Here is a 25,625-nt window from a genome sequence, read left to right as displayed (position 1 = left end):
GACCGCGCACGAACTGGGCTACACATTGCGACGGTTGAGCGCCGCAGCGTAGGTGAGAGAGTGTTGCGGCCAACTATGTGTTTACGCAAGTTGCTAGTTCGAGATTCACCCGTTAGTGAACCCCAAGGCGGCTTGGCAGCCGCTACGCTGTCGTGTGGCGGGGTCCAACGCGTGTGAAGGAGAAGCTGTGTCGACGAGCGTCAACACCAATGCTCTGGCGATCCTGCGGGACTTGGGCGAAGAGCTGCGGCGCATCCGGATGGAAGCGGGTTACAAGTCCCAGGCGGACGCCGCGAAGCAGCTGAAGTGCTCACAGAACAAGGTCTCGTACATCGAGCGCGGCAAGCGCTGGCCGGACGAGTCGCTGTTGAAGCGGATGTTCAAGGTGTACGAACTGCCCGAGCCCAGGCAGGCCGGCATCCGCGCGACGATCCGCACGGGAAAGTCGATCGAGCGACCGTGGTGGGAGGAGCCGAAGTACCGGGAGCTGCTGGACGGCGGATTCGGACGAACTTTCCCGCTCGAAGATGCGGCTGAGAAGATCAGCAACCACTCCGGCACGTACATCCCGGGCCTGTTCCAGACCGAGGGCTACATCGAGGCGCTGGCTGCCTTCGGGCAGAAGGACGACAGTTCCCTGCACCGCGAACTCTTCGTCGAGACCAGGCTGCGACGGCAGGAGATCCTGACCCGCAACCACCCGGTGTTGGTTCACGGTCTGTTCCTTGAGTCAGCCTTGCGGCCTGTCGTTGGTGGCCGCGAAGTCATGCGCGGTCAGCTGCGCCACCTGTGCGAGATGGCCGGGAGGCCGAATATCACCCTGCGCGTCATCCCGTTCTCGGCGGGGGTCGCAGCGGCCATGGGCTCACCGTTTACCCTGTTTGAGTTCCCAGGTGTCCACAACAAGACCGTGGTCCTGCACGAGAAGTCGCGAGGCGACGAGGCCACGGACAACGCCACGGAGGTCCGGCGGATGAGGCGAGGGTTTGCCGACCTTGCAGAGATGGCGCTGGACACTGAGGAGACGCTCCAGCTCATCAAAGAAATCGAGAGAACACTATGACGGACCCCAAGGCAGACCTGTACGCGGCGCCGTTGGACGGTGAGTGGTTGAAGTCCAGCCTCAGCAGCAACAATGGTGCCGCGTGCGTCCGCCTGATGAAGATAGCCGGGGGAGTGGCTCTGGACGATTCACAGCGCCCGGACCTGGCCCCCCTCCGCTACACCCGCACCGAACTGGCGGCGTTCCTCCAGGCCGCGAAGGCCGGCGAGTTCGACCATCTGATCAGGGACTGATCGCCGGGTTCCGGCGCGCCGGTCGGGTCGGGCGGTGGGCGGTGACGAGCAGGGTGTCGGGGGTGTTCGGGTGGTGGTGGCCGGGCAGGACGTCGGTGGTGATCCGGGTCAGGCCGGCCTCGTTCAGCAGCTTGGTCCACACGTGGACCTGAAGCACCCAGCGGCGCAGGGTCGCCGGTTCACCGTCCGGGGTTTTCGCCGGGATGTCGGCCGAGCGGGCATCGGCTTCTGCGGGCTCGCCGTTGAGGTAGCCGCCGAGGGTCGAGAACACCAGTCGGCCCCCGGGCCGCAGCGCCGCGGCGGCGGTTGGCAGCAGCTCGTGCGGGTCGGTGAAGTCAACGGCGCCGAAGACGCTGTACAGCACGTCGTAAGTGGTGGCCGCTGCTCGCAGATGGGTCACGGCGTCCGACCGCACGCAGCGCAGACGGGGCACCAGCTCTCCGTACAGGCGGGTGGCCATCTCGTACTGCCCGGGTGAGGCGTCGACCGCGACGACTTGGGCCGGATCACAGCGAGCGGTCAGATAGGCCGCGTGCCGGGCCGATCCCGCGCCCAGATCACCGACGACCCGGCCGGTCAGCTTGCCGAGGACTTCCGGGCCGGGCCCGGCGTCCTGGTCCCACCCCCAGCGGAAAGCGCCCGGCACCGCCAGGTCGATGCCGGCCCGGGTGCGGCCGTAGTGGTGCCAGAGATCTGCGGTACGGGTGCTCACCCGCCCCATCCTGCCGAGCCGGCCCCGACACCGGGGCGGGTTCGGCGGAATCACCGCCACGGCCGCCAGTTGCCCGAGGCGCTGGCCGACACTCCCGGACCCATCGGTGCAGGCTCATGGGACGCACGCCTCGCGGCTTTCCGTCAGCTTGATGACCGAGGTGCGCACGGTCTGATCGCGGACGGGCACGCGACAGCCGTCTCGCGCTGGGAGTTCGATCAGGCCCGGCTGTCCTCCGGGTACAGCGCGGCTCGGCCGCTGTCGTGGGTTTGGGGGAGTTGCTGGAAGCCGGCCGATGTGTAGGCGGCGATGGCGGGGGTGTTGGACGTGGGGGTGCAGACGAGGGCGCTTGATGCGCCCAGGTCGCGGAGAGCTGCCGCCGCCGCGATGCTCACCGCGCGGCCGTAGCCGCGTCGGCGGTGGTCGTGGTGTACGCCCATCGGTTCGAGCAGGCCCGGCCGGCCCGGGCCTGCCGACCAGACCGTGACCGTCGCGACCGCCGCCCCCCGGTCGTCGTACGCGAGCAGGCAGCGGGCGTCACGGTAGGCCGGGCCGGCGGCCATGGTGTGCCAGCGCTGCTCGGTGAACGTGGAGCTGTCGAAGGACGCCCGCTGTACGGCGGTCCGGGCACGTACCTGTGCCGGTCCGGCCACCTCGATGCGTACACCGGGATCGGGCAGTGGCTCGGTGAGGTCGTGGCGCAGCGGGGTCCACGACTCGTCGGCGTGCCAGCCATGTTCGGTCAGCAGATCGTGGACCCGGGTGTCCATCGGGGCCTCGACGGATGCCCGGCCCGCGCCCAGCACGCCGTCCTTCGGCTCGGTGATGTTGTCGACCAGCCGGCGTGCCAGCTCCTCGTCCTGACGGGCGTCCGGTGCGATCGTCACCCGCAACAGCCGGGGGCCGTCCAGCAGTCCGATCGCGAGGATCCGGCCGCCCCGGGTCCAGGTCCGTACCGCCGAGGCCGTCGCCTCCGGACCGAACCGCCAGAACCAGCCCAGGTCTCCCGGGTGCAACTGGATCGGTTGTCCGTCGCTCTGCCACTCCCGCAGCACGTTCATGGCCGCGGGCACCTCATCGACGTCGGGCGTGCGCAAGGTGATGGCCATGTCCCCCATCACACACCACCGCGCCTGCGGTCCGCATCGGATTAGTTCGCGGCCAGCAGCTTGCCGAGGAGGGTGGTGAGCTGCTCGCGTTCGGCCGGGGTGAGGGCCTGGAACGTGCTGTCGAGGAAGGCGGGGACGGCGCTTTCGGCCGTGGCGAGCAGCGCGCGGCCGGAGTCGGTGAGGGTGACGGCGTAGGCGCGGCGGTCGGTGGTGTCGCGCTCGCGGCGTACGTGGCCGGCCTGTTCGAGGCTGTCGCAGATGCCCACCATGACGCTGCGGTCGATGCGCAGTTCGTCACTCAGGACGCGCTGCGAGCAGGGGCCGACCTCGGCGAGCATCTTCAGCACCAGGTGCTGGCCGACGCCGGTGCCCAGGGTGTGCGCCTGGGCGTCGGCGGCGCGGGCGACGGCCGTCGATGCCCGGCACAGGGCGATGTCGGGGCGTTCGGCGGCGAGCCTCGGAAAGTACGCGGCTTCCGTCCTGGCCGGCATGTGGCCTCCCTGCTCTTCTGCTGCGTCTGCTGCTCTGCGTTCTCTCCAGCCACCCTACCGGAATCATCTGCGCGCAGATTATTTGTCCTCCTGCGATCTCCTTTGTATGCTCGCCAATCATCTGCCAACAGATCGTTGGCCCGCAGATGGAGGTCCTGCATGCGAGACACACCCGACGCCCGAAAGCAGCTGGCCCTGGTGCTGCTCTGTACGGCGGTGTTCCTCGACTCGATGGACCTGTCCCTGATGGGGGTCGCCCTGCCCGCCATCGGGCAGGACCTGTCGCTTTCGGAGAGCACCCTCCAGTGGCTCGTATCGGCATACGCCGTCACCTACGGCGGGTTCCTGCTGCTGGGCGGCCGGCTGGCCGACCTCTTCGGGCGGCGCCGGATGTTCCTGCTCTCGCTCGGAATCTTCGCCGCCGCCAGCCTGGTGGGCGGGCTGCTCTCGGCCGGCTGGCCGCTGATCGTCACGCGGGTGATCAAGGGACTCGCCGCCGCGCTGACCGCACCCGCCGCCCTGTCGCTGATCACCACGACCTTCGCCGAGGGCGCCCCGCGCAACCGCGCGCTCGGCGGCTACGCGCTGGCCGGCGCCGCCGGATACAGCGGCGGGCTCATCGCCTCCGGGCTGCTCACCGAGATCAACTGGCGGCTGGTGTTCTTCCTCCCGGTGCCGCTGGCCCTCGCGGTGCTGATCGCCGCGCCCAAGGTGCTGCCCGCGCCCCGTCCGACCGACACCCGCCGGGGGCGGGGCTTCGACATGGGCGGTGCCGTCACCGTTACGGGCGGGGTGCTGCTGCTGGTGTACGCGCTCACCGAGACCAACTGGCCGGCCGGGATCGCCGCCGGCCTGCTGCTGGGCGCGTTCCTCCTGATCGAGCGGCGACAGGGGCACGGGCACGCGCATGGGCGGGAGCAGGGGCAGCCGCTGGTCCCGCTGGCCGTCTTCCGGTCGCGCACCCTCACCACCGCCAACCTCGCCGCCCTGGCCTGGGCCTGCGCCACCATCGGCTGGCAGTTCGCCACCGTGCTGTACCTCCAGGACGTGATCGGCTACGGCGCGCTGGAGACCGGCCTCGGGATGTTGCCCATGGGGCTGGCCATCGTGGTCGCCGCCAAGCTGTCCGGGCGGCTGATCGACCGGTGGGGCCTCGGCCGGGTGGCAGGGCTGGGCATGGCGATCCAGGCCGCCGGGATTCTTCTCTTCCTGCGGGCGGGCGCCGACGCCGGCTACCTCGCCGTACTGCTCCCCGCACTGGTGGTGCACGGCGTCGGCAACGGCCTCTCGTTCCCCGGCCTGAACATCGCGGCCGTCAGCGGCCAGCCCGACGAACGGCAGGGCCTGGCCTCCGGACTGATCACCTCATCCGTTCAGATCGGCGGCGGGATCGGGGTGGCGCTGATCGCCTCGCTCATGGCCACCGGCGGACCGGGACTCGATGGCTACCGGCTCGCGTTCCTCACCGCCGGCTGTGTCTCCCTGGCCGGCGCCGTCCTCGCGTACGCCGGGCTGTCCACGCGGCGCCGCACACGTACCCGTACCGCCCTCGACGCTCAGGAGGCGCGTCTCTCATGACGCTCGAACTGACCCCCGACCAACTGCTGTCCACCACCCGCGCCGTACGCAAGCGGCTCGACCTGGACCGCCCGGTGCCGCGCTCGCTGATCGAGGAGTGCGTCGACCTGGCCACCCAGGCGCCGACCGGGCGCAACCGGCAGCGCTGGCACTTCATCGTGGTCACCGACCCCGAACGGCGCCGCCTGGCCGGGGACATCTTCCGCCGGGCCCTGTCGACCGGCGGTGGCGGGGCACCGCTGGCCGAGCGGGACCTGCGGCGGATGTACGCCCACCCCGGCTCGATGGAGGGCATCTCGGACGGCCTGCGGCACCTGTACGAGAACATCCACCGGGTGCCCGCGTTCGTCATCCCGGCCATCGAGGGGCGTACGGACCGCGCGCCCGTTGTCGAACAGGCGGGGACCTGGGGATCCATCCTCCCCGCCGTGTGGAGCTTCATGCTCGCCGCGCGGGCCCGCGGTCTTGGCACCGTGTGGACCACGGCTCAGGGGCCGCTGGAACGCGAACTCGCCGCCGTCCTCGGGGTGCCGTACGAGGAGGTGATGCTCGCGGCGTTCATCCCGCTGGCCTTCACCATCGGCACCGACTTCAAGCCCGCCCGGCGGATTCCCCGGGAGCAGGTGCTGCACTGGGAGGGGTGGTGATCCGCCTCGTGAACCAATGGTGGGCGAACGGCTCGGAGTCGCAGCGCGGGCGGCGGAATGCAGCCCTGGCGCGGCCACGGTGATGCGGTGTCCGGCCGATGTGGCTGGAGGGGGCGTGGCTCCGGACCATGCGAAGCGGCCGGATCTCGCCCCGTCCCCCGGTCAGCCGGGTGTCGCAGCCGGGCACCACCACCTCGGGCTTGGCCACCGCCTCCGCTCCGACCTCCGCGAGGATCTGGCGCCAGGGGGAGTTGGGCGGGTACCGAGCCGAACGGGCCGGCGGCCATCACGGTGGCGGTGGCGGTGGCGAGCGCGGTGTTCGCGGCCACGGCCGGGATGGCCTGGCACGCGGCCCGGGTGGGCGGCCCGCTGCCGGATGTCCACCGACACTCGGCGGTGGGACTGTTCACCCTGGCCCACCAGCGCGGCGGCGCGCCCGGGCCCGCGCAGGCGACCTCGCTGATCACCTGACACCCCGCGCCGATTGTCAGTGCCGCCTGCCACCATCGGCGGCATGACCATCACCCACCCCCGGGCCGCCGGCCACCCTTTCCTCGATGTCCTCTACGCGGACGACCACTTCCCCGATCGGGTCCTCGACCGGGGCCGGGCGATCCTGACGCGGCTCAGCGAGCGGATCGAGGCCGACCGGCCGGCCGGCCTCGACGCGCTCTACATGCTCACCCACGCCGCCACCGAGGAGTTCAACGCCCTGGAGGCCGCGTTCGAGGCGGCGGGCAGTGAGATCGAGACGGTGGCGCGGGAAGAGATAGGCGGCGAGTTCTGGTTCATCGCCCAGACGTACGGATTCCCTGACGCTGATCCGGAGGAGCTGATCGCTCCCCGCGAGTGGTGAACGGATTCAGCCGCGCGGTTCGGCCAGGCGGTCGTCCATCACCTCGCACCGGATGGAGAGCAGGCATCGGCGACCGCCCCGCTCATCATGGCCTTCCCCTCGGGATCGGCCTCCGGGCAGCGCTCGCGGGTCTCGGTGTCCGGCCGCCGCGCGTACGCCACCCAGGTGCCGTCGTCGGCGCGGTGCAGGCGTGATCCGTAGCTGCCGCACCCCTCGCGCATGGCTTCGGTCACGCGATGCCACCCCGCCGCGAACTGCTCTTCCTTGCCCTGGTGCAACCGCCACCGCTAGAACGCCGCGAACATGACGCTCTCCTTCAGCCCGCCCGTTGGTGTCGGCGTCGCCCCGGCACGGTCCCGGGGCAAGCGCCGGCCGGGTCTGATGGATCACCGGGCGCGGTAGACGGAGACATGGTCGCGGGCGGTGGCGGTGAATTCGGTGCCGGCCCAGTCGGCGTGCCGGGACTCCAGCTCGAAGCCCGCCAGCTGGGCCATGAGGTCGAGTTCGGCGGGCCAGATGTAGCGGTGCGGGCTGCGATTGAGGCGCGCCTCCCGGCCCGCGCCGAACCGGAAGTGGTGGGAGACGACGTGCTGGCGCACCACGTCGTAGGTGTCCAGGCCGATGTAGTCGGAGTCCGACCGCCAGACCATGGCCCGCTGGCCGGGCGGGAGCCTTTGCAACTCGGGCACCCACAGCTCGATGACGAACCGTCCGCCCGGTGCGAGGTGGCGGGCGGCGTTGCGGAAGCAGGCGACCTGTTCGGCCTGGGTGAGCAGATTGGAGATGGTGTTGAAGACGAGATAGACCAGCTGGAACCGGCCGGTGCCCGGGGCGGTGGCCGTGGCCATGTCGCCCACCGTGACCGGGATCGTCGCCTCGTCCGCCTTCGTGCGCAGCTGGTCGATCATGGGCTGGGAGAGCTCGATCCCGGCGACCGGTACGCCGCGCCGGGCGAGGGGTACGGCCACCCGGCCCGTACCGATGGCGAACTCCAGCGCCCGGCCGCCGGCCGCCAGTTCGGCGAGTCGGTCCACCGTGGGGTCCAGCACCTCGGGTGCGAACATTCCGATGCCCGGTGTGTCGTACTCCCGGGCCGTTTCGGCGTCCCAGATCTCGTTCTGTTCCATGGCCGTACCCTGCCGGAGGACGCGGTGCGGCGTCGATCGACTTTCCGCCCGCTGTCAGGGTGTGCTTGGCGGCGGCACGGTGATGACGGGGGTGTAGCCGGTGTCGTGGAGGGGTTCGCCGATGGGTTCGCCGTCGACGGCCACCCAGGCGTGCGCGCCGAACGGCTCCGTGCGTACCCCCGTGCACCAGGTGGGCCACACCCCGCGTACCCGGCACAGCAGCGTGGTGGCCAGCGAACGCAGCAGACAGCTGCGGGCCGCCGCGCAGCGGGCGCTCGCGGTGACGACCGCGTGCCGGGCGGCTGCCGCCTGCTGCGCCGTCGCGGGCCTGGCACCCCGGCGCAGCACCCCCAGCACCTGGCGGATGCGGGCCGGCTTGGCCCGGGCGAGGGGCCGGGCGGCCACCGCGCACAGCAGGGCCAGGGCGCGGTGGCGCAGGGCGGGCTCGGCGGGCTCGGCGGGTTCGGGCATGGGGTCCTCGTGGTGGTTCGGCGCGGTGGTTCGGCGCGGTGGTTCAGTCGGCGAGCAGGTTCTTCTCGCGCAGGGTGGTGAGGAGGTCGGCCACGTCCTGTGCCGCCCGTTCGGCGGCGGGGTGTTCGCGGGCCAGGGCCGCCGCGGCCTGGTCGGGGGTGGCGCCGTCCAGGAGATGACGCAGGACGAGGGCGCCGGTGGGGTTGATCTGCCAGTACTGTCCGGCGTGTTCGTCGAGCAGGACCATGCTGTCGCCGGTGCTCACCGAGGTGACGCCCGGTCGCAGGGTGATGGATGCCGTCATGGGCCCTCTCCGATCAGCGCGGTACGGTGCGAGCGCAGCCAGATCTCGCAGGCCACGGTGGGCAGCAGCATCGACAGGTCGGACGAGGGCGCGTGCGAGTGCAGGGCGGCCCGCAGCCGCGCCGGGTCGATCAGTGCGGCCTCGGCCAGCAGGGAACCCTCGAAGAGGGCCCGGAGTTCGCCGCGCCGGCGGCGCAGCGCGCGGTGCAGGTCGATGTCGTACGACCCCTTGGTGGTACGGCCCAGGATGTCGCCGGGGACGATGCCCGCCATGGCCCGTTTCAGCAGCGGCTTGAACTGCCCCGGTGCGGCGGCCTCCTCGGGGCGTGCCGACAGCGCGGCGGTGACGACGGCGTCGTCGTTGTACGGAACGGCGTACTCGGGGCCCGGCAGGGCCGTGTTCATCACGCGGATCGCGTTGCCGCCCTCCCGTACCTGGGCGAGCACGCCGTGCTGGAACCGTCGCGGGGCCAGCGGCCCGCGGCAGTGGTCAGCGGCTTGCCGCAGCACGGCTTGTGCCGCCCGTACGGCCTCGGGAGCGGCCCAGGCGGGCAGGCGTGGCGGAGCCTGCCAGCCCAGCATGCCCAGCGTGGGGTGGGGCTGTGGCGCCGTCAGCTCCCGGCCGGCCCGGCCCAGCCAGCGCGCGTAGTCGCCCCGATCCGCCAGCGCTCGGACGATCGCCGTCCGGGGCAGCCGCCGGTCGAGCCGGTACCGCCGCAGGCGCCGCGCCACGAGCAGGGGGTGCGACCACGCCAGGTCGGTCAGATAGGAGGGCCCGGGTGTGAACAGTTCGTCGCCGCCGCCGCCCATCAGATGCAACCGGGAGCCGTGGGCCCGGACGCGGCGCAGTACATCCTGCTGTTTGGCGACATCGCGGGCCCAGGGCGTCGGTTCCTCGGTGGGCAGCCGCAGCCGGGCCACCTCGCCGTACCAGTCCGGGGTTTCCCCGGCGGCCACCGCGAGGTGGGTGGCGTCCGGCAGTGAACCGGCGGCACGGTGCGCCCAGACAGCGTCGTCGTTGCGCGGGTCGGCGCTCTCCCAGCGCACCGTGACCAGTTCGGACTCGCCCCGCGCGGCGGCGAGAAAGCACAGGCTGGTCGAATCGAGGCCGCCGGACAGGTCGGAGCTGATGGTGCCGCCCCCGGCCGTACAGGTGGCGATCGAGTCGGCCAGCGCCTCCCGGACCGCGTCGGCCGCCGACTCCAGCGCGACGTCGGGTTGCGGGGGATGCCACCAGCGCACGGTGCGCCACGTGCCGTCCGGCTCGCCCAGTACGGCCTCGTCGGGCCGTACCGCCGCCACGCCCTGCCACAGGGTGCGCCCGCCGGACGAGGCCCAGGTCATGGGCGGGTCCATGAGCCGCGCGGCCAGCATCTCCAGGTCGGGTGCGGCGTTCAGCAGCCGGGCCAGGACGCCCGCGTCGGAGGCGATCACCGGGACGCCGTCGGCCCGGGCGGTGAAGACGCGGCGCGCCGCCGAGGCGGTGCCGCGCACCCACAGCCGGCCGCCGACCGTGGCCAGCACGTGGTAGCTGCCCGCCACCCCGGCGACGGCCGTCTCCACGTTCCGTGCGTGCCGTAGCGCCGTGATCCGGGACGCGAGGGCCTGGGGGGTGAGGGAGCTGCGGCCCAGCACGGTGACCCGGGTCTGCCGGGACCCGGCGGTCACGATCGGGGTGGCGGGCCAGCGGCCCACCAGCCAGGGCCGCCCCGAGGGATGGTGCAGGAGATCGTGATCGCCGGTCGCCAGCCGCCGGGCGACGGGGGTTGCCGCGTCGGTGTCCGGCAGCGCCACCCACCAGGTGTGCACCAATGCGCGCTCCGTTCCGTCGTGGGTGTGGGTGATGGCCGGGGTGATGGGCGAGGGCGGGCGCCGGGCCCGCCCTCGCCGTTCTCACCAGCCCCAGCTGTCCCAGGGGGGCGGGCCTCCGTCCCGGGACCCGAAGCGTTCGCCGCCGAGCGTGACCTCGGCGAAGTCACCGGCCTCCGTGACCGCCGGAGCCTCGTACGTCTCGGCCGTGACCTCAACACCTTCCGTCATGTGTGTCACCTCCCACCTCGGCCGGAAGTACGACGACCCCGGGCTGCCCGGCCGGCGGCGGCCCGTCGCAGTGGATGCTGTCCGTGGTTGCCGGGGGCGTAACCGGCAAAGGGGCTAAACCGCGCTCAAGGCGGAATCCGCCGCATCGCGGGCGGCGGGCGCCGCCGGTGCGCAACTGCCGCCCGCGCGCGGATGGGTGGCGGCTTCAGACCGGGCCGGCGAGGGCGACGGTGATCCGCTTCTCGAACCAGTGGTGCGCGTACGGCTCGGAGTTGAAGGCCGGGACCTCCGTGAAGCCGTAGGAACGGTAGAGGCGGATGGCGGCGGACAGGGCCTTGTTGGTGTCCAGGCGCAGGAGTTCGTAACCGTGCTGCCCTGCCCTGGTCTCCAGTTCGGTCAGCAGGCGGCGGGCCAGGCCCAGCCCGCGCGTGGTGGGGGAGACCCACATCCGCTTGATCTCGGCGGGGGCGCCGGCCGGGAGTTTGAGGCCGGCGCAGCCGACCGGTTCGCCGTGCAGCCGGGCGACCAGGAACACCCCGCGCGGCGGGCGGAGTTCACCCGCGTCCGGGAGCAGACTGCGGGCCGGGTCGAAGCCGGTGTCGAAGCGCTCCCGCAACTCGGTGAAATAGCCGCGCAGGCAGTGCTGGGCGTCCGGGTGGTCGGGGTCCACCGGGTCGAGGGAGACCGTTCCGGCGGTGAGGAGCCGCCCGGCCTCGGCGAGGGCGGCGACCAGCCGGGCGCGCTGGGCGGGGTTGAGCGGTGCCAGCAGTCCGGCGGCCAGTTCGTCGCTGCGCCGGTCGAGGACGGCGCGCTCGGCGCGGCCGGCCTCGGTGAGGCGTACGGTGCGGACCCGCTTGTCGGCGGGGAGGGGTTCCACCGTCACCAGGGCGGCGGCCTCCAGGGCGCGCAGCAGCCGGCTCACGTACCCCGAGTCGAGGCCGAGGCGCTCGCGCAGGCGTCGTACGTCCTCGCCGTGCTCGCCGATCTCCCACAGCAGCCGGGCCTCGCCGACGGGGCGGTCGCGGCCGAGGTAGTGGTCGTGGAGCACGCCGACGCGCTCGGTGATGGTGCGGTTGAACCGCCGGACCTGTTCGATCTGGGCGGGCTGTGCCGGCTCTGCTGCGTCCATATCTCTGACTTTAGTCAGAGAATGCGGGGAGGCGGTAATCTGCTCCCGTGGCAGAACCGCTGAAGACCTGGGTAGCGGGCCGGGAGGTGGATGTCCCGAACAGCATTCCGGACATCCGGGCCGCCCTGCCCCCGCAGCGCCGGCCGGACTTCGACACGGCCATCAACGAGGCCGGCGTGCACGAGATCCATGCCGTGATGCGGCACTGGATGCTGGAGGCCGTACCGGACCCGGCCGCCGACGCCACCATGGAGCGGCTGGCCCGGGAAGAGGCCGAGCGGCACGGCGCCGGGTGAGGCATCGCATCGCCTACGCGCCGCCGGCCGACGACGGCTTGCGCAAGATGCCGCGCCGGACGGAGTTCGAGAGCGCGATGGCGACGACGATCGCCCGCGAACCGTACGGCCACGGCTCCACGGAGGTCGGCGGCGACCGCGACCGCCGCGACGCCACGGTGGCGGGGGCCATCGTCCGCTATGTGGTCTCGGCGACTGTGCTGACCGTCACGGTGGTTCGGCTGATCTCGCTGTAAGCGGCGGCAGGCAGGCAGGCAGGTAGGCGGGCAGGCGGCCCCAGACGTCGTACGAGCGCAGCAGGCGGGCCAGTTGGCGGCCCGTGGTGTGCAGGGGGGCCTCGCTGCGGTTGACCTGGGCGGTGACTTCGGCGCCTTCCAGGGCGGCGATGATCGTGGTGGCCAGTTCGGCGGCGTCCCGGGGGCGGTAGCCCGCGCCGAGCAGCTTGTCCCGCACCAGGCGCTCCCAGCTGTCGAGCGCTTCCGCGCAGACCCGCTGGATCTCCGAATCGGTGCCCAGGGTTTCCAGCGCCGCCGCTGTGACCGGGCAGCCGTCCGTCCAGCCGGAGGCGCGGAGGTCCTCGGCGAGTCGGCGGGCGCATGCCTCCACCGCCTTGGCCGGGTCCTGGTCGGTGTCCAGTGCCGTCCGCAGGAACTCCGCGAACTCCCCGCCGCTGTGCTGGATCGCGGCGACGGCCACGGCCTCCTTGCCGCCGGGGAAGAAGTGGTAGACGGAGCCGAGGGTGGCCTGCGCCTCCTGGGAGATCTGCTTGATGCCGGTGCCGACGTAGCCCTGCCGCTGGAGGAGGCGCGCGGCGGCGATGACGATGCGATCGCGGGTGCTGGTCTGCATGTGGCCACCGTACCGGCTGCTGGGTAGAGCGTTCGTTCTAGGGGCGTGGTACGTTCTGGGCCGGCTCTAAATAGAGCGCTCGTTCTAGTCATCTGGAGTTGGTCGGCATGAGCAGCGGCATCAAGCGGTCCGTCACGGTCATCGGGCTCGGCCCGATGGGGCAGGCGATGGCCGGGGCGTACCTGGAGTGCGGGTACGAGGTCACCGTCTGGAACCGCACCGCCTCGCGGGCGGACAGGGTGGTGGCGCGGGGCGCGGTGCTCGCGCCGAGTGTGGAGGCGGCGCTGGCCGCCAACGAGCTGGTGGTGCTCAGCCTCACCGACTACGAGGCGATGTACGCCGTACTGGAGCCGGCCGCTGCGGCACTCAAGGGCCGGGTGCTGGTCAATCTCAGCTCCGACACCCCCGAGCGGGCCCGGGAGGCCGCCCGCTGGGCGGCCGAGCACGGCGCCGTACAGCTCACCGGCGGCGTCACGGTGCCGCCGGCCGGGGTGGGGCAGAGGGAGTCGGTGATTCTCTACAGCGGGCCGCGCGAGGTGTTCGACGCGCATAGGGCGACGCTCGAAGTGCTGGCCGGGGTGGCCGACCACCGGGGAACGGACCCCGGGCTCGCCGCGCTGCTCTACCAGATCAACATGGTCATCTTCTGGACCTCCATGCTCAGTTACTGGCAGGCGATCGCACTCGCCGAGGCCAACGGACTGGCGGCGGCCGACGTGCTGCCGATCGCCACCGACGTGGCGAAGTCCCTGCCGGGGTTCTTCGCCTTCTACGCCGAACGGATCGATGCCGGGCAGCACGCGGGCGACGTGGACCGGCTCGCCATGGGAACGGCCAGCGTCGAACATGTCCTGCACACGAACACGGACGCGGGGGTGGACGCCACCTTGCCGACCGCCGTCGCTCAGCTTTTCCAGCGCGGCATGGCGGCGGGCTGCGCGGGGGAGAGCTTCTCCAGTTTGTTGGGGGTGATGAAGAAGCGGGGTTGATAGGGCGTCGGGTGGGGGGTGCTGCCCTTGGTCGGGGCTGTCTCGTTTTCGGGCGGGGGGCGGGCGGGCGGGTGCGGGGGTGGCACCCACCCTGGGCCCCACCCACGCACCCGCCCGCCCGCCCGAAAACGAGACGGCGGTCAGTGGCGACTCACGACGAAGCGTCCGCTCCCGTCCGGCGGCGGTAGTGGCGGGCGGCGCGGGCGCGGTTGGCGCAGGAGGGTTTGCACCATTCCTGGCGGCCGTGGCTCTTGACGAAGTACCGCACGCAGCGCGGGGCCGTGCAGGCGCGGAGGTGTTCGCGTTCGGGGCCGGTCAGGAAGGTGATCGCCGCGCGGGCCAGGGCGGCGAGGAGACGGGTGTCCGGAGGTGTCTCCGGCGCGAGCCATGTCGTCGCGGGGGTGCCGTTGGCCGGCCAGTGGAGCTGGGGGGTGACGGGTTCCAGCGCGGCCGTGGCATTGAGGCGGGCCAGCGCCTCCTCGGCCGGCATCAGCCGCTGGGCGTCGGCCGGGCTGGGGGGCGCGGGGCTGACGGCCCTGGCGAACAGGGCGCGGACGGCGCCGCGCAGCGCGGTGATCCGCTGCCGCAGTTCCTCGCTCGCGCGCACTCCCTCGGTGGGCAGCGCGCGCGGTTCGCCGAGCCAGCCCGCCAGTCCTTCGACGGTGGCCAGGTCGTCGGTCACCCCGCCGTTGCCGTCGTGGCGGATGGTGCTCGCCAGGTCGAGGGCCGGCCAGTGTTCCATCGTGGTTCCTCGCTCGGTTGATGACATCCGGGTACACAGTCTAAGGTCCGTCTAACGGAAAAAGAAGAATTTGACGTGAGAAGAAGAGGAGGGGGTGTGCTGTGCTGCTTGCCCAGATCAGCGACCTGCACCTGGACGGAAGCCCACGGGCCACCGAACGTGCCACCCGGGTCATGGACCACCTGCGCGCTCTGCCCCGCCCCGTCGACGCGCTGCTCGTCACCGGGGACATCGCCGACCACGGCGCCGAGGACGAGTACGCGGAGGCGGCCCGCATCCTGGAGGCGCCCTTCCCCGTACTGCCGTGCCCCGGCAACCACGACGCGCTGGCCCCCGCCGCGTACGAGAAGGCGTTCGGTCCCGGCAATCAGGTTCATCACATCGGGGGTGCCGCCATCCTCATGTGCGATGTCACCCTTGAGGGAAAGGACGAGGGGTACCTGTCCCCGCCGACCGCCGAGTGGATCGATCACACCCTCGCGAGCTGCCCGCCCGGCGTCCCCGCGCTGATCGCCTTCCACCAGCCGCCCGTTGAGCTGCACCACCCCCTCCCCGACGCCGGGATGCTCACCAACCCGGGGGAGTTGGCGGCCCTGCTCGACGCGCACCCGCGCGTCGCCGGCCTCCTCACCGGACACGCCCACACGGCCGCCGCCTCCGTCTTCGCCGGCCGGCCGCTCATCGTGGGGCCCGCCGTCACCTGGACACTGCGGATGCCGTGGGAGGGCGACCACCCGGCCGACCGGGAGCAGCCGCCGGGGCTCGCCTTCCACATCCTCGACGACGCGGCACGGCGGCCACGGCTGACCACCCACTTCCGCGTCATCCCGTGACCGGCTACGCCCTGGCGATCCTGCCGCTCGTCGTCACTCCGGGGGCCAGTCTCACCCTCCTCATCCGGCATGTCACCGAGGGCGGCCGGCAGCGGGCCGTACCCGTCATTCTGGGGACGGCCACCGGGCTGTACGTTCACGCCACGCTCGCGCTCGCCGGCCTCTCGGCCCTGGTGACGCGGTCCGATGTGGCGTTCGCCGTGGTCCGGTTGATCGGGGCCGGCTATCTCATCGGGCTCGGGGCGTGGACCTGGTGGTCCGCCCGGACCGGGCCGCGCGCCGCCGCCGGGCGCGGTGGCCGGGCGCGGTGGAACTCCGCCTATCCGCAGGCGCTGTTCGCCAACGTCCTCAACCCCAAGGCGGCTTCGGTCTTCCTGACGCTCATCCCGCAGTTCATCGTGCCCACCCGGGCGCTCGGCCCGCAGATTCTCGCCCTCGCCACCGTCCAGGTGGTCATGGTCGGCCTGTGGCTGGCCGGCTGGGCGCTGCTGGTACGGCGGGCCGCCCCGTATCTGGCGAGCGACCGGGTACGGCGTACGGTCGGCCGGGTCACCGGCGGCGTGCTCGTCGGGTTCGGACTGTGGTCCCTGATCACCGCGTGACCGCCCGGCGAACACCCGGCCACGTACGCATGGCGAAGGCCGCCCCCCGGGACACGGTGCGTTCCCGGGGGGCGGCCTTCGCCATGCGGTCCGCTCAGATCGAGCGCAGCGCCAGCACCACGTTGTGGCCGCCGAAGCCGAAGGAGTTGTTCAGGGCGGCGATCCGCCCGGACGGCAGCTCGCGGGGCGTGCCGCGCACGATGTCGGCGTCCGCCACCTCCGGGTCCACCTCGTCCAGGTTCAAGGTGGCCGGGGCCAGCCGGTTGTGCAGGGCCAGGACGGTGGCCACCGTCTCCACGCCGCCCGCGCCGCCCAGCAGATGGCCGGTCATCGACTTGGTCGCGGAGATCGCCGCGTGGTCGAGGTCGGCGCCCAGTACCTTGCGCATCGCCTTGATCTCCGCCACGTCGCCCTGCGGCGTGGAGGTGGCGTGCGCGTTGACGTGGGCCAGTTCCCTCGGGTCGAAGTCCGTGGTCTCCTGAAGGTGTTCGAGCGCCGCCGCGATGCCCCGGCCGGTCGGCTCGGGCTGCGCGATGTGGTGGCTGTCGGCCGACAGGCCCTGGCCGATCACCTCGCAGTACACGCGCGCGCCGCGCCGCTCGGCGTGCTCGGCGGACTCCAGGACCACCACGCCCGAGCCCTCGCCCATCACAAAGCCGTCGCGCGCCGTGTCGTACGGACGCGAAGCGGCCTGCGGGTCGTCGTTGTTCTTGCTCATCGCCATCATGCTGGCGAACGCCGCGATCGGCAGCGGGTGGATGCACGCCTCCGTACCGCCCGCGACCACGATGTCGGCGCGCCCGCTGCGGATCATCTCCACCGCGTAACCGACCGCCTCCGAGCCGGACGCGCAGGCGCTCACCGGCGCGTGCACCCCCGCCCGGGCGCCGATCTCCAGACCGACGTTCGCGGCCGGGCTGTTCGGCATGAGCATGGGCACGGTGTGCGGGGAGACCCGGCGCGCGCCCTTCTCCTTCAGTACGTCGTACTGGTCGAGGAGCGTGGTCACGCCGCCGATGCCGGAGGCCACCACGGCACCCAGGCGCTCGGGGATCACCGCCGACTCCTCCTCACCGGCCTTGCCGGTGAAGCCGGCGTCCGCCCACGCCTCGCGGGCGGCGATCAGCGCCAGCTGCGCCGAACGGTCCAGGCGCCGGGCCAGCGGCCGGGGCAGCACCTCGGACGGGTCGACGGCGACGGTCGCCGCGAATCGTACGGGCAGCTCGGCCGCCCACTCCTGCTCAAGGGGCCGCGCACCGGACGTGCCGGCGAGCAGTGCATCCCAGGTTGACGCGCTGTCGCCACCCAGCGGTGTGGTTGCGCCGATGCCGGTGACAACCACCGTTCGATTGGTCGCGTTCACGGGACTTTCCTATCCGCTAGTAAGGGTTCAGAGGTACAGGGGTACCGCGCCACCACTCGGTGGCGACAGGCGTCGGGCCCAGGCTCAGCCGGTCAGACTCAGCTCTGGTGGGTCAGGATGTAGTTGGCGGCGTCGCCGACGGTCTTCAGACCCTTGACGTCGTCGTCCGGGATCTTGACGTCGAAGCGCTCCTCGGCGGCCACGACGACCTCGACCATGGACAGCGAGTCGACATCGAGGTCATCGGTGAACGACTTGTCCTCAAGCACGTCCTCCTCGGGGATCCCGGCGATCTCGTTCACGATCTCGCCGAGACCAGCGATGATCTCTTCCTTGGTGGCAGCCATTACGGCGCTCCTTCAGTGTGCTGCGGTGGGTACCGCATCTGGGTGATGAAACGGCCCGGCGCTCGCCGTGCCGACTCAGTTGTGCTTAGGGGAGAGTAACGACCGTCGCGGCGTACACGAGCCCCGCCCCGAAGCCGATGACGAGAGCGGTGTCCCCGCTCTTCGCCTGGCCGGTCGCCAGCATCCGCTCCATCGCGAGCGGAATGGAGGCGGCCGAGGTGTTACCGGTGGTTTCGATGTCGCGGGCGATCGCGACATGCTCCGGCAGCTTCAAGGTCTTCACCATCGAGTCGATGATCCGCATGTTGGCCTGGTGCGGGATGAACACATCCAGGTCATCGGCGGTGATCCCGGCGGCGTCCAGCGCCTGCTGCGCCACCTTCGCCATCTCGAACACCGCCCACCGGAAGACCGTCTGGCCCTCCTGGCGCAGCGCCGGGAACTTCACCTCGCCCTGGGAGTCCACCGGAAGATCGCTCACATCGCCGATCCGGAACCGGTCCCACGGCACGGTCTGCGCGATGACGTCCGACTTGTCGCCCTCCGAGCCCCACACGGTGGGGCCCATCGCGGGCTCCTCGGCGGGGCCGAGTACGACCGCGCCCGCGCCGTCGCCGAACAGGAAGGCCGTGGAGCGGTCCTCCTTGTCGGTGAGGTCGGACAGCTTCTCCACCCCGATCACCAGCACGTAGTCGGCGCTGCCGGAGACGATCAGGCCCTTGCCGACCGCCAGGCCGTAGCCGAAGCCGGCGCAGGCGGCGGAGATGTCGAACGCGGCGGCGTTGCCGGTGCCCAGCTTGTGGGCGATCTCGGTGGCCACGGACGGGGTCTGCATGAAGTGGGTCACGGTGGCGACCACCACGGCGCCGACCTGGTCGGCGGTGATCCCGGCGTCGGCGATGGCCTTGCCGGCGGCGTCCAGGGACATCGAGGCGACCGTCTCGTCCTCGCCCGCCCAGTGCCGGGTCACGATGCCCGAACGGGAGCGGATCCACTCGTCGGAGGAGTCGATGTGTCTGAGGATCTCTTCGTTCGGTACGACCCGGGCCGGGCGGTAGCCGCCGACGCCGAGGATGCGCGCGTGGGGCGCGCCCGTGGCGGGACTGATGGTGGCGGTCATACTCGGTGGCTCCTCTTCGCCTTATTCGCTTGATTCGCCTGTGGGTGAAGCGTCGGCCTCAGCGCCGGCGAGCAGGTCGCGGGCGGCCGGCAGCTGCTCCGGGGTCTTGATCGCCAGCTGGGCGACGCCCTTGAGGTTGCGCTTGGCCAGACCGGCGAGCGTGCCGCCGGGGCACAGCTCCACCAGCGCGGTGGCCTCCAGGCTCCGGAAGGTCTCCGTGCACAGGTCCCAGCGCACCGGGTTGGAGACCTGTGCCACCAGGCGGCGCACGATCTCCTTGCCGCTGGTGACGACCTCACCGTCGGCGTTCGACACGTACTGGATGCCGGAGGCCGGGTCGGCCGGGCTGAGGTCCGCGACCGCGGCGTCCATGGCGGCCACGGCGGGCGCCATGTGCGCGGTGTGGAACGCACCGGCCACCTTCAGCGCGATGACCCGCGCCTTGTCGGGCTTGTCGGCGGCCAGCGCCGCCAGCTGTTCCAGGGTACCGGCGGCCACGATCTGACCGCCGCCGTTGTTGTTGGCCGGGGTCAGGCCCAGCGCGTCGAGCTTCGCCGCGACCTCGTCCGGGTCACCGCCGAGCACGGCGGACATCCCGGTCTCGGTGACGGCGGCGGCCTCGGCCATCGCCAGACCGCGCTTGCGGACCAGCGTCATGGCCTCCTCGTCGCTCAGCACCCCGGCGATCGCCGCCGCCGCCAGCTCACCGACGCTGTGCCCGGCGACCACTCCGCGGTACGGGGCGCCGTCCAGCAGCGCGCGGGCCGACAGCAGGGAGCCGGCGACCAGCAGCGGCTGTGCCACTGCCGTGTCGCGGATCTCCTCGGCGTCCGCTTCCGTGCCGTAGTGGATCAGGTCGAGGCCGATGGCCGCCGACCAGCTGTCCAGCCGATCACGGGCACCGGGGACATCGAGCCAGGGCGTGAGGAAGCCGGGCGCCTGTGCGCCTTGGCCGGGAGCGACGAGTACGAACACCCTCACACTCTCTCTTGGCCAAGGGTGTCCACGCCGGTGGGGACGGGGACGAAGAACGGCTGATCGAGTTGTGAGGACCCCACAACGTAAGGGGTGAGCCTCACCCGGCCGCTCACACCCGCTGCTCCCCATCGGCGAGCCGTCCCAGCATCAGCGCGATGCGCAGCGTAAAGGCCGATCGGACATCGGACGGCGGCCAGCCGGTGACGTCCGTCACACGACGCAGCCGGTAGCGAACGGTGTTGGGGTGCACAAAGAGCATTCTGGCGGCACCCTCCAGGGAGCTGGCCTGTTCCAGATACACACTCAGCGTTTCCAGCAGCGCGGCGCCCGACTGCTGAAGCGGTCTGTAGATCTCCTCCACCAGGAGTGTCCTGGCCACCGGATCGCCCGCCATGGCGCGCTCGGGCAGCAGATCGTCCGCCAGTACGGGGCGCGGGGCGTCCGGCCAGGCGGCGCACGCCCGGAGCCCGGCGGCGGCGGCCTGCGCGGAGCGGGTGGCCGCCCGCAGATCGCCGACCACCGGTCCCGCCACCACCGGGCCGGACGCGAACGGACCGATCAGCGCCTTGGCGGCGGCCAGCGGATCGTCGCTGCCGCCGGTGATCACCACCAGCCGCTTGCCGAGCACCCCGGTCAGCACCTGGAGCTTGGCGTACCGGGCGGCTCGCCGGATCGCCTCCACCGTCAGCTCGCTGTCGCCGTTGGGCGCGCTGCCGAGCAGCACTGTCACATGGTCGGGCGAGGACCAGCCGAGCGCCGCCGCCCGGGAAAGATCACCCTCATCGGCCTCCCCGGACACCACGGCGTTGACGACCAGGGATTCGAGCCGGGCGTCCCACGCGCCGCGCGCCTCGGCGGCCTGCGCGTACACCTGGGCGGTGGCGAAGGCGATCTCGCGGGCGTAGACGAGCAGCGCGCCGCGCAGCGCCTCCTCCTGGCCGGGGGCGGCGATCTCGTCGACGGCGGCCTCGACGACCTCGATGGTGGTACGCACCATCTCCACCGTCTGGCGCAGCGTGATCGCCCGGGTCAGCTCGCGCGGCGCGGTGCCGAACACGTCCGTGCTGATGGCCTGCGGGGTCTCGGGATGCCGGAACCACTCGGTGAACGCCGCGATGCCGGCCTGGGCGACCAGGCCGATCCAGGACCGGTTCTCCGGCGGCATCGCGCGGTACCAGGGCAGTTGCTGATCCATCCGGGTGATCGCGGCTGCCGCCAGCTTCCCGGACGATTGTTCGAGGCGGCGGACGGTTGCGGCATGCGGGTGGCTCTGATCGGCATCGGACACGGGACCAGCCTGCCTCATCTCGCGGGTGCGCATGCGCGGCGGGGGTGTCCGGGCGGTGGATACGGTGGCCGCATGCGTGACGAACGGGAGGCCGACAGGGTGCGGGTCCAGCGCGGCGCGGACCGCTATCGCGGCGGGCGGCCGGGGGAGGGGATCGACAGCCGGTACGCCTTCTCCTTCGGCGCCCACTACGACCCCGACAACGTACGGTTCGGGCCGCTGCTCGCCTGCAACGAGGAGCGGCTGGCGGCGGACTGCGGCTTCGGCGAACACCCGCACCGCGATGTGGAACTCGTCAGCTGGGTGCTCTCCGGCGAGCTGACGCACCGGGACGCGGCGGGCCGCACGGTGGTGCTGCGGCCGGGCGACCTCCAGCACCAGTCGGCGGGGGCCGGCATCCGGCATGTGGAGCGCAACGCGGGGGCGCTGCCGGTGTGCTTCCTCCAGATGTGGCTGGAGCCGCGCGCGCCGGGCGGCGCGCCGGCGTACGCGGTGGTGCGCGCGGTGCGGGACGGCGAACCGTACGAGGTGGCCGGGGCCGGCGCCCGGCTGTGGGTACGGCGGCCGGCGGCCGGGGCCCACTTTGACCTGCCGGTGGCGGGACAGGTGTACCTGCATGTGGCGGCGGGCGCGGTACACCTGGGCGACACGGTGCTGGAGGAGGGCGACGCCGCCCGCATCACGGCCCCGGACGGCGCCGCATCACCCCCGAACCCGAGCGCGGTGGCCGACCGTGACAGCGAGGTGCTGGTGTGGGAGTTCCACGGGGAGGACTGACAGGGCGGGGCCGGGCGGGGCTGGGCCCGGCTCGGCCCGGCGCGGCCCGGGCAGGCCCGGCGGAACTCCGCTCGACCCGGCGTCCGCCGTCGCCGAAGATGGGCGCCTCGGCCGGACCTACCCCTCGGACGGCGGTCGCCTGCCCAGCAGCGCCGCCGTTTCCGTCCGGCGCGGGATCGCCAGGGCGGTGAAGAAACGGTGGGCCCGGCCCCACGCGGCGCGGGCGCCCGGGGCATCGCCGGTCAGCGACCGGGCGTGGCCCAGCGGGACCAGGGCCAGCGCATGGACCAGGTGTTGGCCCGAGTGGCGGGACACCCGCAACGCCCGGCGGCATTCCCGTACCGTGCCGGCCGGATCGCCCTCCGCCAGCAGGGCCTCGGCCAGCGCCAGATGGGCCTTGGCCAGGGCGAGCGGGTTGCCGGACGCCGCCCGCACCACGGCGCCCTCGGCCGGTTCGCGCGCCCCCTCCAGCCGCGAGACGGCGATCAGCATGTCCACCTCCCCGGCCCCGTACCCCGTCCGTTCGATGATCGTGCCCGCTTCCGCCAGATGACCGCGGGCCCACTTCCGGTGGCCCAGGCCCAGTTCCGCCTCGGCCAGCCCGATCAGCGAGTCGGCATGCGAGTTGCGGTTCTCCACCTGGCGGGCGATCCGCAGCGCCGCGCGGTGCGCCCGCGCCGCCGCCGCCCAGTCGCCCGCGTCGTTGTGGACCCGGCCGATCGTCTCGTACGCGATGCCCTCGCCGTACCGCAGTCCCGCCGCCCGGGCGACGCGCAGCGCCTGTTCCAGATGCCCGAGCGCCGCGCGCTGATCGCCCCGTTCCTGCTGGACCAGGCCCAGGTTCACCAGCACGATCGCCCGCAGATTGTCGTGCGGGGTGCGGTCCAGGATGGGGAGGGTGGCCAGCAGCGTGTCCTCGGCGGGGCCGAGCCGGCCCAGCAGGTGGTAGACGGAGGCCAGATTGTTCCGCCCGGAGGACTCGCCGCGGTCGGAGCCCTCCTCGTGGTCGAGGCGGATCGCGGTGCGGTAGTGCGGCAGCGCCGCCCGGGGCCGTCCTGACTGTTTCAGGCAGACGCCGACCCCGCGCCGGGCGTCCGCCTCCGCGCGCCGCCAGCCGAGCCGGCGGGAGAGCGTGAGCCCCTGCCGGTAGTGGGCCAGCGCGGCCGGGAACTGCGCCATCCGCCAGTGCGCGTGCCCCAGCGTCTGGTGCATCGCCGCCATGCCGCGGGTGTCCTCGTCGGCGGTGGCGGCGGCGAGGCCCAGCTCCGCGACGCGCTGCCACTCGGCGAGCGGGCGCTTGTGGTGCAGATAGTCCTGGAGCACCGTCACCAGATTCCAGGACTGCGGCAGCCCGGCGCCCGGGGCGCAGGGCGCGGCGGGGAGCGCCACGGCGGCGGTGATCTCCTCCCAGGCGGCGTCCAGCCAGGCACTGGCGGCGGCGCGATCGGCGAAGGTCTGCGGAAGCACGTCGTGCGGTACGGGGTCCTGGGGCGTCCAGAGCACCGCGAACTCGCAGGCGCCCGCCGCCGCCACGGCGGAGCGCAGGTAGTACGTCATCAGCCGGGTGACGGCCGCCCGCCGCTCGGTGGCCGCATCCTCCTCGGCGGTGCGTTCGGCCGCGTACTCCAGCAGCAGATCGTGGCAGGCGAACCGGTACGGGCCCACCTCCGTGGCCAGGTGCACCCGGGCGACGGTGTCCAGCAGTTCGGCGGCCCGGGCCCGGCCGACCCCGGCGAGCGCGGCGGCAGCGGCGGTGGCGATGCCGCCGCTGGGGGCGAGGGACAGCAGCCGGAACATCCGGCGGGCGGGCGGCGGCAGCGCCCGGTAGGAGAGGTCGAGGGCGGCGCGTACGGCGCTGTGTTCGTCGTCGCCCTCCACCCGCAGATGGCCGAGCCGGCCCCGGTCGGTCAGCTCGGTGACGTACGAGCCGAGGGTGTGGTGCCGCAGATCGCCGAGCCGGGCGCCGGCGATGGCCAGCGCGAGCGGCATGTGGCCGCACCGGTCGGCGAGCCGGCGGGCCGCCTCGGGCTCGGCGTTGAGCCGGTCCGCGCCGATGCGCTGGGTGAGCAGGGCCAGCGACTCGGCGGGGGTGAGCGCGTCGAGGGTGATCCGGTCGGCGCCTTCGCGGGCGCGCAGTCCGCCGAGCCGGTCGCGGCTGGTGATGATGGTGAGACAGCCGGGGCCGCCGGGGAGCAGGGGGCGTACCTGTTCGGCGCTGCGGACGTTGTCGAACAGCAGCAGGACCCGGCGTTGGGCGAGGAGCGAGCGGTAGAGCGCGATCTGTGCCTGGAGTTGTGCGGGAATGTCGGCGGGCGATCGGCCGAGGGCTTGCAGGAGCAGCGGCAGCGCCTCCGCCGCGGACATCTCGCCGCCGGGGTCGAAGCCGCGCATGGTGAGCCAGAGTTGGCCGTCGGGGAACCGGTCGGCGATGGAATGGGCCCAGCGTACGGCGAGGGTGGTCTTCCCGGCCCCGGCGGCGCCGACGACGAGCGTGACCTGGCTGCCGGCGGCGGCGAGGGCGTTGAGTTCGGCGGTGGCGGCGTCCCGGCCGACGAACCCGCCCACCCGGGCAGGCAGCTGCCGGGGGACGGCGGGGACGGCGGGGACGGCGGGGACAGCGGGGACATCGGGGACGTTGGACTCCGCTGCGGTCCCGGCCGGAAGCCGCAGGGCTCCCGCGACCGGCGCGCCCGCGCTCCGCGGCCCGGTGGTGGTCCCGGTGGTCCTGGTCAGTACCCGGTGGTGGGCCTCGCGCAGCTCCGGACTCGGGTCCACACCCAGTTCGGCGACCAAGCGGGCGCGCAGGGTCCGGTAGATCTCCAGGGCCTGGGCCGGGCGGCCGGCCGCCGACAGCGCGTCCATCAGCAGGGCGTGCGGGCGTTCGCGCAGGGGGTCCTCCGCGGTGAGCCGGGTGAGTTCGGCGATCGCCTCGGGCTCCAGGCCCTGCGCCAGCAGGGCCCGCGCTCTGCCTTCCCGTGCGGTGGTGCGCAGTTCCAGCAGCCGGGCGGCCTCCGCCCGGCTGTGGGGGTCCTCCAGGCCGGCCAGCGGGGCGCCGCGCCACAGTGTCAGTGCCTCGTCGTACGCGGCCAGGGCCTGTCCCGCCCGGCCGTCGAGCGCGGTCCGGTGCGCCGTGTCCAGCAGGGTGGTGAAGACGGCGGCGTCGAGTGCGCCGCGCGCCACGTGGAGCAGATAGCCGGGCCGCCGGCTCTCGATCAGTCCTTCGGCGCCGGCCGGCGCGAGAGCCCGGCGCAGTTCGGCCACCAGTGCCCGTACCCGGGCCGCCGCCGAGACCGGCGGGTGTTCGCCCCACAGCCGGTCGGTGATCGCCGCGACGGACACCACCCGGTTGGCCTCCAGCAGCAGCGCCGCGAGCAGCGCGCGCTGTTTTCCGGTGAGTGGCACCGGCCGGCCGTCGAAGCGGATCCCCACCGGCCCGAGGACGGTGAACTCCGTCGTGACCATCGCCAACTCCCCCCAGACGTTCGAGAGGTTACAGGCCGTACAGGGTACGCATGCCTCGGGTCCGCCGGGTGGTCTCCTTCGTCGCGGGGCTCGGGGCGAAGGCCGTGAGACGGCTCAGGTCCGGAGGCGGCCCGGTGCGTACGGCGTCGGCCGGTGAGCCGGTTCCGGCGGCGGGCTGTGACCGCGCGTGCCCCGCCGTGCTTGGCCGAGCGCGGTCGCG

General features: G+C 72.6%; 30 protein-coding genes. 12 read left to right on the top strand and 18 right to left on the bottom strand.

Annotation, left to right across the window (positions count from 1 at the left end; genetic code table 11):
- The first annotated feature begins 187 nt into the window (after window positions 1–187).
- Together AC5WRL_RS06710 and AC5WRL_RS06705 are read left to right on the top strand one after the other, a co-directional pair.
- Window positions 188–1,063, top strand: a complete 876-nt coding sequence (locus tag AC5WRL_RS06710) for a helix-turn-helix domain-containing protein (RefSeq protein ID WP_496087370.1) — start codon at window positions 188–190, stop codon at window positions 1,061–1,063.
- A complete protein-coding gene (locus tag AC5WRL_RS06705) occupies window positions 1,060–1,296 on the top strand; it encodes a DUF397 domain-containing protein (protein ID WP_496087369.1) in 237 nt (78 codons plus the stop codon). Before AC5WRL_RS06710 ends, AC5WRL_RS06705 begins: the two co-directional genes overlap by 4 nt.
- On the opposite strand, the gene AC5WRL_RS06700 is transcribed toward AC5WRL_RS06705, so the two are convergent.
- From AC5WRL_RS06700 to AC5WRL_RS06690, 3 genes are all read right to left on the bottom strand, one after another.
- Window positions 1,286–2,008: a class I SAM-dependent methyltransferase gene (locus tag AC5WRL_RS06700; protein ID WP_496087368.1), complete on the bottom strand. Its 723-nt coding sequence runs from the start codon at window positions 2,006–2,008 to the stop codon at window positions 1,286–1,288. The genes AC5WRL_RS06705 and AC5WRL_RS06700 overlap by 11 nt on opposite strands.
- 218 nt (window positions 2,009–2,226) lie before the next feature.
- A complete protein-coding gene (locus AC5WRL_RS06695; protein ID WP_496087367.1) occupies window positions 2,227–3,117 on the bottom strand; it encodes a GNAT family N-acetyltransferase in 891 nt (296 codons plus the stop codon).
- 41 nt (window positions 3,118–3,158) lie between these two features.
- Entirely contained in the window at window positions 3,159–3,608 is a 450-nt protein-coding gene (locus AC5WRL_RS06690) for a MarR family winged helix-turn-helix transcriptional regulator (protein WP_496087366.1), read from the bottom strand.
- Between the two features lie 159 nt (window positions 3,609–3,767).
- Here AC5WRL_RS06690 and AC5WRL_RS06685 point away from each other — a divergent pair, with 159 nt between their 5' ends.
- The 4 genes from AC5WRL_RS06685 (at window position 3,768) to AC5WRL_RS06670 (ending at window position 6,689) form a co-directional block, all read left to right on the top strand.
- Complete coding sequence (locus tag AC5WRL_RS06685) at window positions 3,768–5,186, top strand: MFS transporter (RefSeq protein WP_496087365.1); 1,419 nt, start codon at window positions 3,768–3,770, stop codon at window positions 5,184–5,186.
- Entirely contained in the window at window positions 5,183–5,833 is a 651-nt protein-coding gene (locus AC5WRL_RS06680) for a nitroreductase family protein (RefSeq protein ID WP_496087364.1), read from the top strand. The genes AC5WRL_RS06685 and AC5WRL_RS06680 overlap by 4 nt, the downstream gene beginning before the upstream one ends.
- Window positions 5,834–6,136: 303 nt before the next feature.
- Window positions 6,137–6,304: a hypothetical protein gene (locus AC5WRL_RS06675; RefSeq protein WP_496087363.1), complete on the top strand. Its 168-nt coding sequence runs from the start codon at window positions 6,137–6,139 to the stop codon at window positions 6,302–6,304.
- A gap of 43 nt (window positions 6,305–6,347) precedes the next feature.
- Window positions 6,348–6,689 carry a DUF5713 family protein gene (locus tag AC5WRL_RS06670; RefSeq protein ID WP_496087362.1) on the top strand — a complete coding sequence of 114 codons (342 nt, stop codon included), beginning with the start codon at window positions 6,348–6,350 and terminating at the stop codon, window positions 6,687–6,689.
- Between the two features lie 38 nt (window positions 6,690–6,727).
- Here the strand turns inward: AC5WRL_RS06670 and AC5WRL_RS06665 are convergent, their stop codons facing one another.
- The 7 genes from AC5WRL_RS06665 to AC5WRL_RS06635 all read right to left on the bottom strand — a co-directional run bounded on the left by AC5WRL_RS06665 (window position 6,728) and on the right by AC5WRL_RS06635 (window position 11,759).
- Window positions 6,728–6,922, bottom strand: coding sequence for a hypothetical protein (locus tag AC5WRL_RS06665; RefSeq protein WP_496087361.1), 195 nt, complete (start codon window positions 6,920–6,922; stop codon window positions 6,728–6,730).
- A 153-nt stretch (window positions 6,923–7,075) separates the two neighbouring features.
- Window positions 7,076–7,816 carry a class I SAM-dependent methyltransferase gene (locus tag AC5WRL_RS06660; protein WP_496087360.1) on the bottom strand — a complete coding sequence of 247 codons (741 nt, stop codon included), beginning with the start codon at window positions 7,814–7,816 and terminating at the stop codon, window positions 7,076–7,078.
- 54 nt (window positions 7,817–7,870) lie between these two features.
- Window positions 7,871–8,287 carry a lasso peptide biosynthesis B2 protein gene (locus AC5WRL_RS06655; RefSeq protein ID WP_496087359.1) on the bottom strand — a complete coding sequence of 139 codons (417 nt, stop codon included), beginning with the start codon at window positions 8,285–8,287 and terminating at the stop codon, window positions 7,871–7,873.
- 43 nt (window positions 8,288–8,330) lie between these two features.
- Window positions 8,331–8,591: a lasso peptide biosynthesis PqqD family chaperone gene (locus AC5WRL_RS06650; protein WP_496087358.1), complete on the bottom strand. Its 261-nt coding sequence runs from the start codon at window positions 8,589–8,591 to the stop codon at window positions 8,331–8,333.
- The gene (locus AC5WRL_RS06645; RefSeq protein WP_496087357.1) at window positions 8,588–10,399 is read right to left on the bottom strand and encodes an asparagine synthase-related protein; all 1,812 of its coding nucleotides are present in this window, start codon (window positions 10,397–10,399) and stop codon (window positions 8,588–8,590) included. The genes AC5WRL_RS06650 and AC5WRL_RS06645 overlap by 4 nt, the downstream gene beginning before the upstream one ends.
- An 84-nt stretch (window positions 10,400–10,483) precedes the next feature.
- The gene (locus AC5WRL_RS06640) at window positions 10,484–10,630 is read right to left on the bottom strand and encodes a keywimysin-related RiPP (protein WP_496087356.1); all 147 of its coding nucleotides are present in this window, start codon (window positions 10,628–10,630) and stop codon (window positions 10,484–10,486) included.
- A gap of 205 nt (window positions 10,631–10,835) precedes the next feature.
- Window positions 10,836–11,759, bottom strand: a complete 924-nt coding sequence (locus AC5WRL_RS06635; protein ID WP_496087355.1) for a bifunctional helix-turn-helix transcriptional regulator/GNAT family N-acetyltransferase — start codon at window positions 11,757–11,759, stop codon at window positions 10,836–10,838.
- A gap of 47 nt (window positions 11,760–11,806) precedes the next feature.
- Here AC5WRL_RS06635 and AC5WRL_RS06630 point away from each other — a divergent pair, with 47 nt between their 5' ends.
- Window positions 11,807–12,055: a hypothetical protein gene (locus tag AC5WRL_RS06630; RefSeq protein WP_496087354.1), complete on the top strand. Its 249-nt coding sequence runs from the start codon at window positions 11,807–11,809 to the stop codon at window positions 12,053–12,055.
- The gene (locus AC5WRL_RS06625) at window positions 12,052–12,291 is read left to right on the top strand and encodes a hypothetical protein (RefSeq protein WP_496087353.1); all 240 of its coding nucleotides are present in this window, start codon (window positions 12,052–12,054) and stop codon (window positions 12,289–12,291) included. The genes AC5WRL_RS06630 and AC5WRL_RS06625 overlap by 4 nt, the downstream gene beginning before the upstream one ends.
- Here the strand turns inward: AC5WRL_RS06625 and AC5WRL_RS06620 are convergent.
- Window positions 12,263–12,904, bottom strand: a complete 642-nt coding sequence (locus AC5WRL_RS06620) for a TetR/AcrR family transcriptional regulator (RefSeq protein WP_496087352.1) — start codon at window positions 12,902–12,904, stop codon at window positions 12,263–12,265. The genes AC5WRL_RS06625 and AC5WRL_RS06620 overlap by 29 nt on opposite strands.
- A gap of 107 nt (window positions 12,905–13,011) precedes the next feature.
- Here AC5WRL_RS06620 and AC5WRL_RS06615 point away from each other — a divergent pair, with 107 nt between their 5' ends.
- Window positions 13,012–13,893 carry an NAD(P)-dependent oxidoreductase gene (locus tag AC5WRL_RS06615; protein WP_496087351.1) on the top strand — a complete coding sequence of 294 codons (882 nt, stop codon included), beginning with the start codon at window positions 13,012–13,014 and terminating at the stop codon, window positions 13,891–13,893.
- Window positions 13,894–14,044: 151 nt separating this feature from the next.
- On the opposite strand, the gene AC5WRL_RS06610 is transcribed toward AC5WRL_RS06615, so the two are convergent.
- On the bottom strand, window positions 14,045–14,635 hold the full coding sequence (locus AC5WRL_RS06610) for a CGNR zinc finger domain-containing protein (protein WP_496087350.1): 591 nt from the start codon (window positions 14,633–14,635) through the stop codon (window positions 14,045–14,047).
- A gap of 101 nt (window positions 14,636–14,736) precedes the next feature.
- Here AC5WRL_RS06610 and AC5WRL_RS06605 point away from each other — a divergent pair, with 101 nt between their 5' ends.
- Window positions 14,737–15,468 (top strand): metallophosphoesterase, encoded by a 732-nt coding sequence (locus AC5WRL_RS06605; RefSeq protein WP_496087349.1) that lies wholly within the window; start codon window positions 14,737–14,739, stop codon window positions 15,466–15,468.
- Window positions 15,465–16,070: a LysE family translocator gene (locus AC5WRL_RS06600; RefSeq protein ID WP_496087348.1), complete on the top strand. Its 606-nt coding sequence runs from the start codon at window positions 15,465–15,467 to the stop codon at window positions 16,068–16,070. Before AC5WRL_RS06605 ends, AC5WRL_RS06600 begins: the two co-directional genes overlap by 4 nt.
- A gap of 94 nt (window positions 16,071–16,164) precedes the next feature.
- Here AC5WRL_RS06600 and AC5WRL_RS06595 read toward each other — a convergent pair whose 3' ends face one another.
- The 5 genes from AC5WRL_RS06595 to AC5WRL_RS06575 form a co-directional block, all read right to left on the bottom strand.
- Entirely contained in the window at window positions 16,165–17,433 is a 1,269-nt protein-coding gene (locus AC5WRL_RS06595; RefSeq protein WP_496087347.1) for a beta-ketoacyl-[acyl-carrier-protein] synthase family protein, read from the bottom strand.
- A 98-nt stretch (window positions 17,434–17,531) separates the two neighbouring features.
- Window positions 17,532–17,780, bottom strand: coding sequence for an acyl carrier protein (locus AC5WRL_RS06590; protein WP_030726299.1), 249 nt, complete (start codon window positions 17,778–17,780; stop codon window positions 17,532–17,534).
- A gap of 85 nt (window positions 17,781–17,865) precedes the next feature.
- Entirely contained in the window at window positions 17,866–18,900 is a 1,035-nt protein-coding gene (locus AC5WRL_RS06585) for a ketoacyl-ACP synthase III (protein WP_496087346.1), read from the bottom strand.
- Between the two features lie 21 nt (window positions 18,901–18,921).
- Complete coding sequence (locus AC5WRL_RS06580; RefSeq protein ID WP_496087345.1) at window positions 18,922–19,875, bottom strand: ACP S-malonyltransferase; 954 nt, start codon at window positions 19,873–19,875, stop codon at window positions 18,922–18,924.
- Window positions 19,876–19,987: 112 nt separating this feature from the next.
- The gene (locus tag AC5WRL_RS06575; RefSeq protein WP_496087344.1) at window positions 19,988–21,184 is read right to left on the bottom strand and encodes a PucR family transcriptional regulator; all 1,197 of its coding nucleotides are present in this window, start codon (window positions 21,182–21,184) and stop codon (window positions 19,988–19,990) included.
- 54 nt (window positions 21,185–21,238) lie between these two features.
- Between AC5WRL_RS06575 and AC5WRL_RS06570 the strand changes: the two genes are divergently transcribed.
- The gene (locus AC5WRL_RS06570; RefSeq protein ID WP_496087343.1) at window positions 21,239–21,943 is read left to right on the top strand and encodes a pirin family protein; all 705 of its coding nucleotides are present in this window, start codon (window positions 21,239–21,241) and stop codon (window positions 21,941–21,943) included.
- 117 nt (window positions 21,944–22,060) lie between these two features.
- Here AC5WRL_RS06570 and AC5WRL_RS06565 read toward each other — a convergent pair whose 3' ends face one another.
- Entirely contained in the window at window positions 22,061–25,405 is a 3,345-nt protein-coding gene (locus AC5WRL_RS06565) for an AfsR/SARP family transcriptional regulator (protein ID WP_496087342.1), read from the bottom strand.
- Window positions 25,406–25,625: the final 220 nt, after the last annotated feature.

The organism is Streptomyces sp. NTD107, assembly GCF_059510435.1.
Note: the sequence above shows the minus strand (reverse complement) of the source record. Positions and strands in the feature narration are given on the sequence as shown.

What these genes read in the sequence shown, in the direction of transcription:
- AC5WRL_RS06680 (WP_496087364.1), top strand. Translation starts at nt 5,183, where the DNA reads ATGACGCTCGAACTGACCCCCGACCAACTGCTGTCCACCACCCGCGCC.
- AC5WRL_RS06705 (WP_496087369.1), top strand. Translation starts at nt 1,060, where the DNA reads ATGACGGACCCCAAGGCAGACCTGTACGCGGCGCCGTTGGACGGTGAG.
- AC5WRL_RS06660 (WP_496087360.1), bottom strand. Translation starts at nt 7,816, where the DNA reads ATGGAACAGAACGAGATCTGGGACGCCGAAACGGCCCGGGAGTACGAC.
- AC5WRL_RS06585 (WP_496087346.1), bottom strand. Translation starts at nt 18,900, where the DNA reads ATGACCGCCACCATCAGTCCCGCCACGGGCGCGCCCCACGCGCGCATC.
- AC5WRL_RS06575 (WP_496087344.1), bottom strand. Translation starts at nt 21,184, where the DNA reads ATGAGGCAGGCTGGTCCCGTGTCCGATGCCGATCAGAGCCACCCGCAT.
- AC5WRL_RS06565 (WP_496087342.1), bottom strand. Translation starts at nt 25,405, where the DNA reads ATGGTCACGACGGAGTTCACCGTCCTCGGGCCGGTGGGGATCCGCTTC.
- AC5WRL_RS06685 (WP_496087365.1), top strand. Translation starts at nt 3,768, where the DNA reads ATGCGAGACACACCCGACGCCCGAAAGCAGCTGGCCCTGGTGCTGCTC.
- AC5WRL_RS06620 (WP_496087352.1), bottom strand. Translation starts at nt 12,904, where the DNA reads ATGCAGACCAGCACCCGCGATCGCATCGTCATCGCCGCCGCGCGCCTC.
- AC5WRL_RS06615 (WP_496087351.1), top strand. Translation starts at nt 13,012, where the DNA reads ATGAGCAGCGGCATCAAGCGGTCCGTCACGGTCATCGGGCTCGGCCCG.
- AC5WRL_RS06655 (WP_496087359.1), bottom strand. Translation starts at nt 8,287, where the DNA reads ATGCCCGAACCCGCCGAGCCCGCCGAGCCCGCCCTGCGCCACCGCGCC.
- AC5WRL_RS06610 (WP_496087350.1), bottom strand. Translation starts at nt 14,635, where the DNA reads ATGGAACACTGGCCGGCCCTCGACCTGGCGAGCACCATCCGCCACGAC.
- AC5WRL_RS06570 (WP_496087343.1), top strand. Translation starts at nt 21,239, where the DNA reads ATGCGTGACGAACGGGAGGCCGACAGGGTGCGGGTCCAGCGCGGCGCG.
- AC5WRL_RS06635 (WP_496087355.1), bottom strand. Translation starts at nt 11,759, where the DNA reads ATGGACGCAGCAGAGCCGGCACAGCCCGCCCAGATCGAACAGGTCCGG.
- AC5WRL_RS06590 (WP_030726299.1), bottom strand. Translation starts at nt 17,780, where the DNA reads ATGGCTGCCACCAAGGAAGAGATCATCGCTGGTCTCGGCGAGATCGTG.
- AC5WRL_RS06650 (WP_496087358.1), bottom strand. Translation starts at nt 8,591, where the DNA reads ATGACGGCATCCATCACCCTGCGACCGGGCGTCACCTCGGTGAGCACC.
- AC5WRL_RS06640 (WP_496087356.1), bottom strand. Translation starts at nt 10,630, where the DNA reads ATGACGGAAGGTGTTGAGGTCACGGCCGAGACGTACGAGGCTCCGGCG.
- AC5WRL_RS06670 (WP_496087362.1), top strand. Translation starts at nt 6,348, where the DNA reads ATGACCATCACCCACCCCCGGGCCGCCGGCCACCCTTTCCTCGATGTC.
- AC5WRL_RS06695 (WP_496087367.1), bottom strand. Translation starts at nt 3,117, where the DNA reads ATGGCCATCACCTTGCGCACGCCCGACGTCGATGAGGTGCCCGCGGCC.
- AC5WRL_RS06690 (WP_496087366.1), bottom strand. Translation starts at nt 3,608, where the DNA reads ATGCCGGCCAGGACGGAAGCCGCGTACTTTCCGAGGCTCGCCGCCGAA.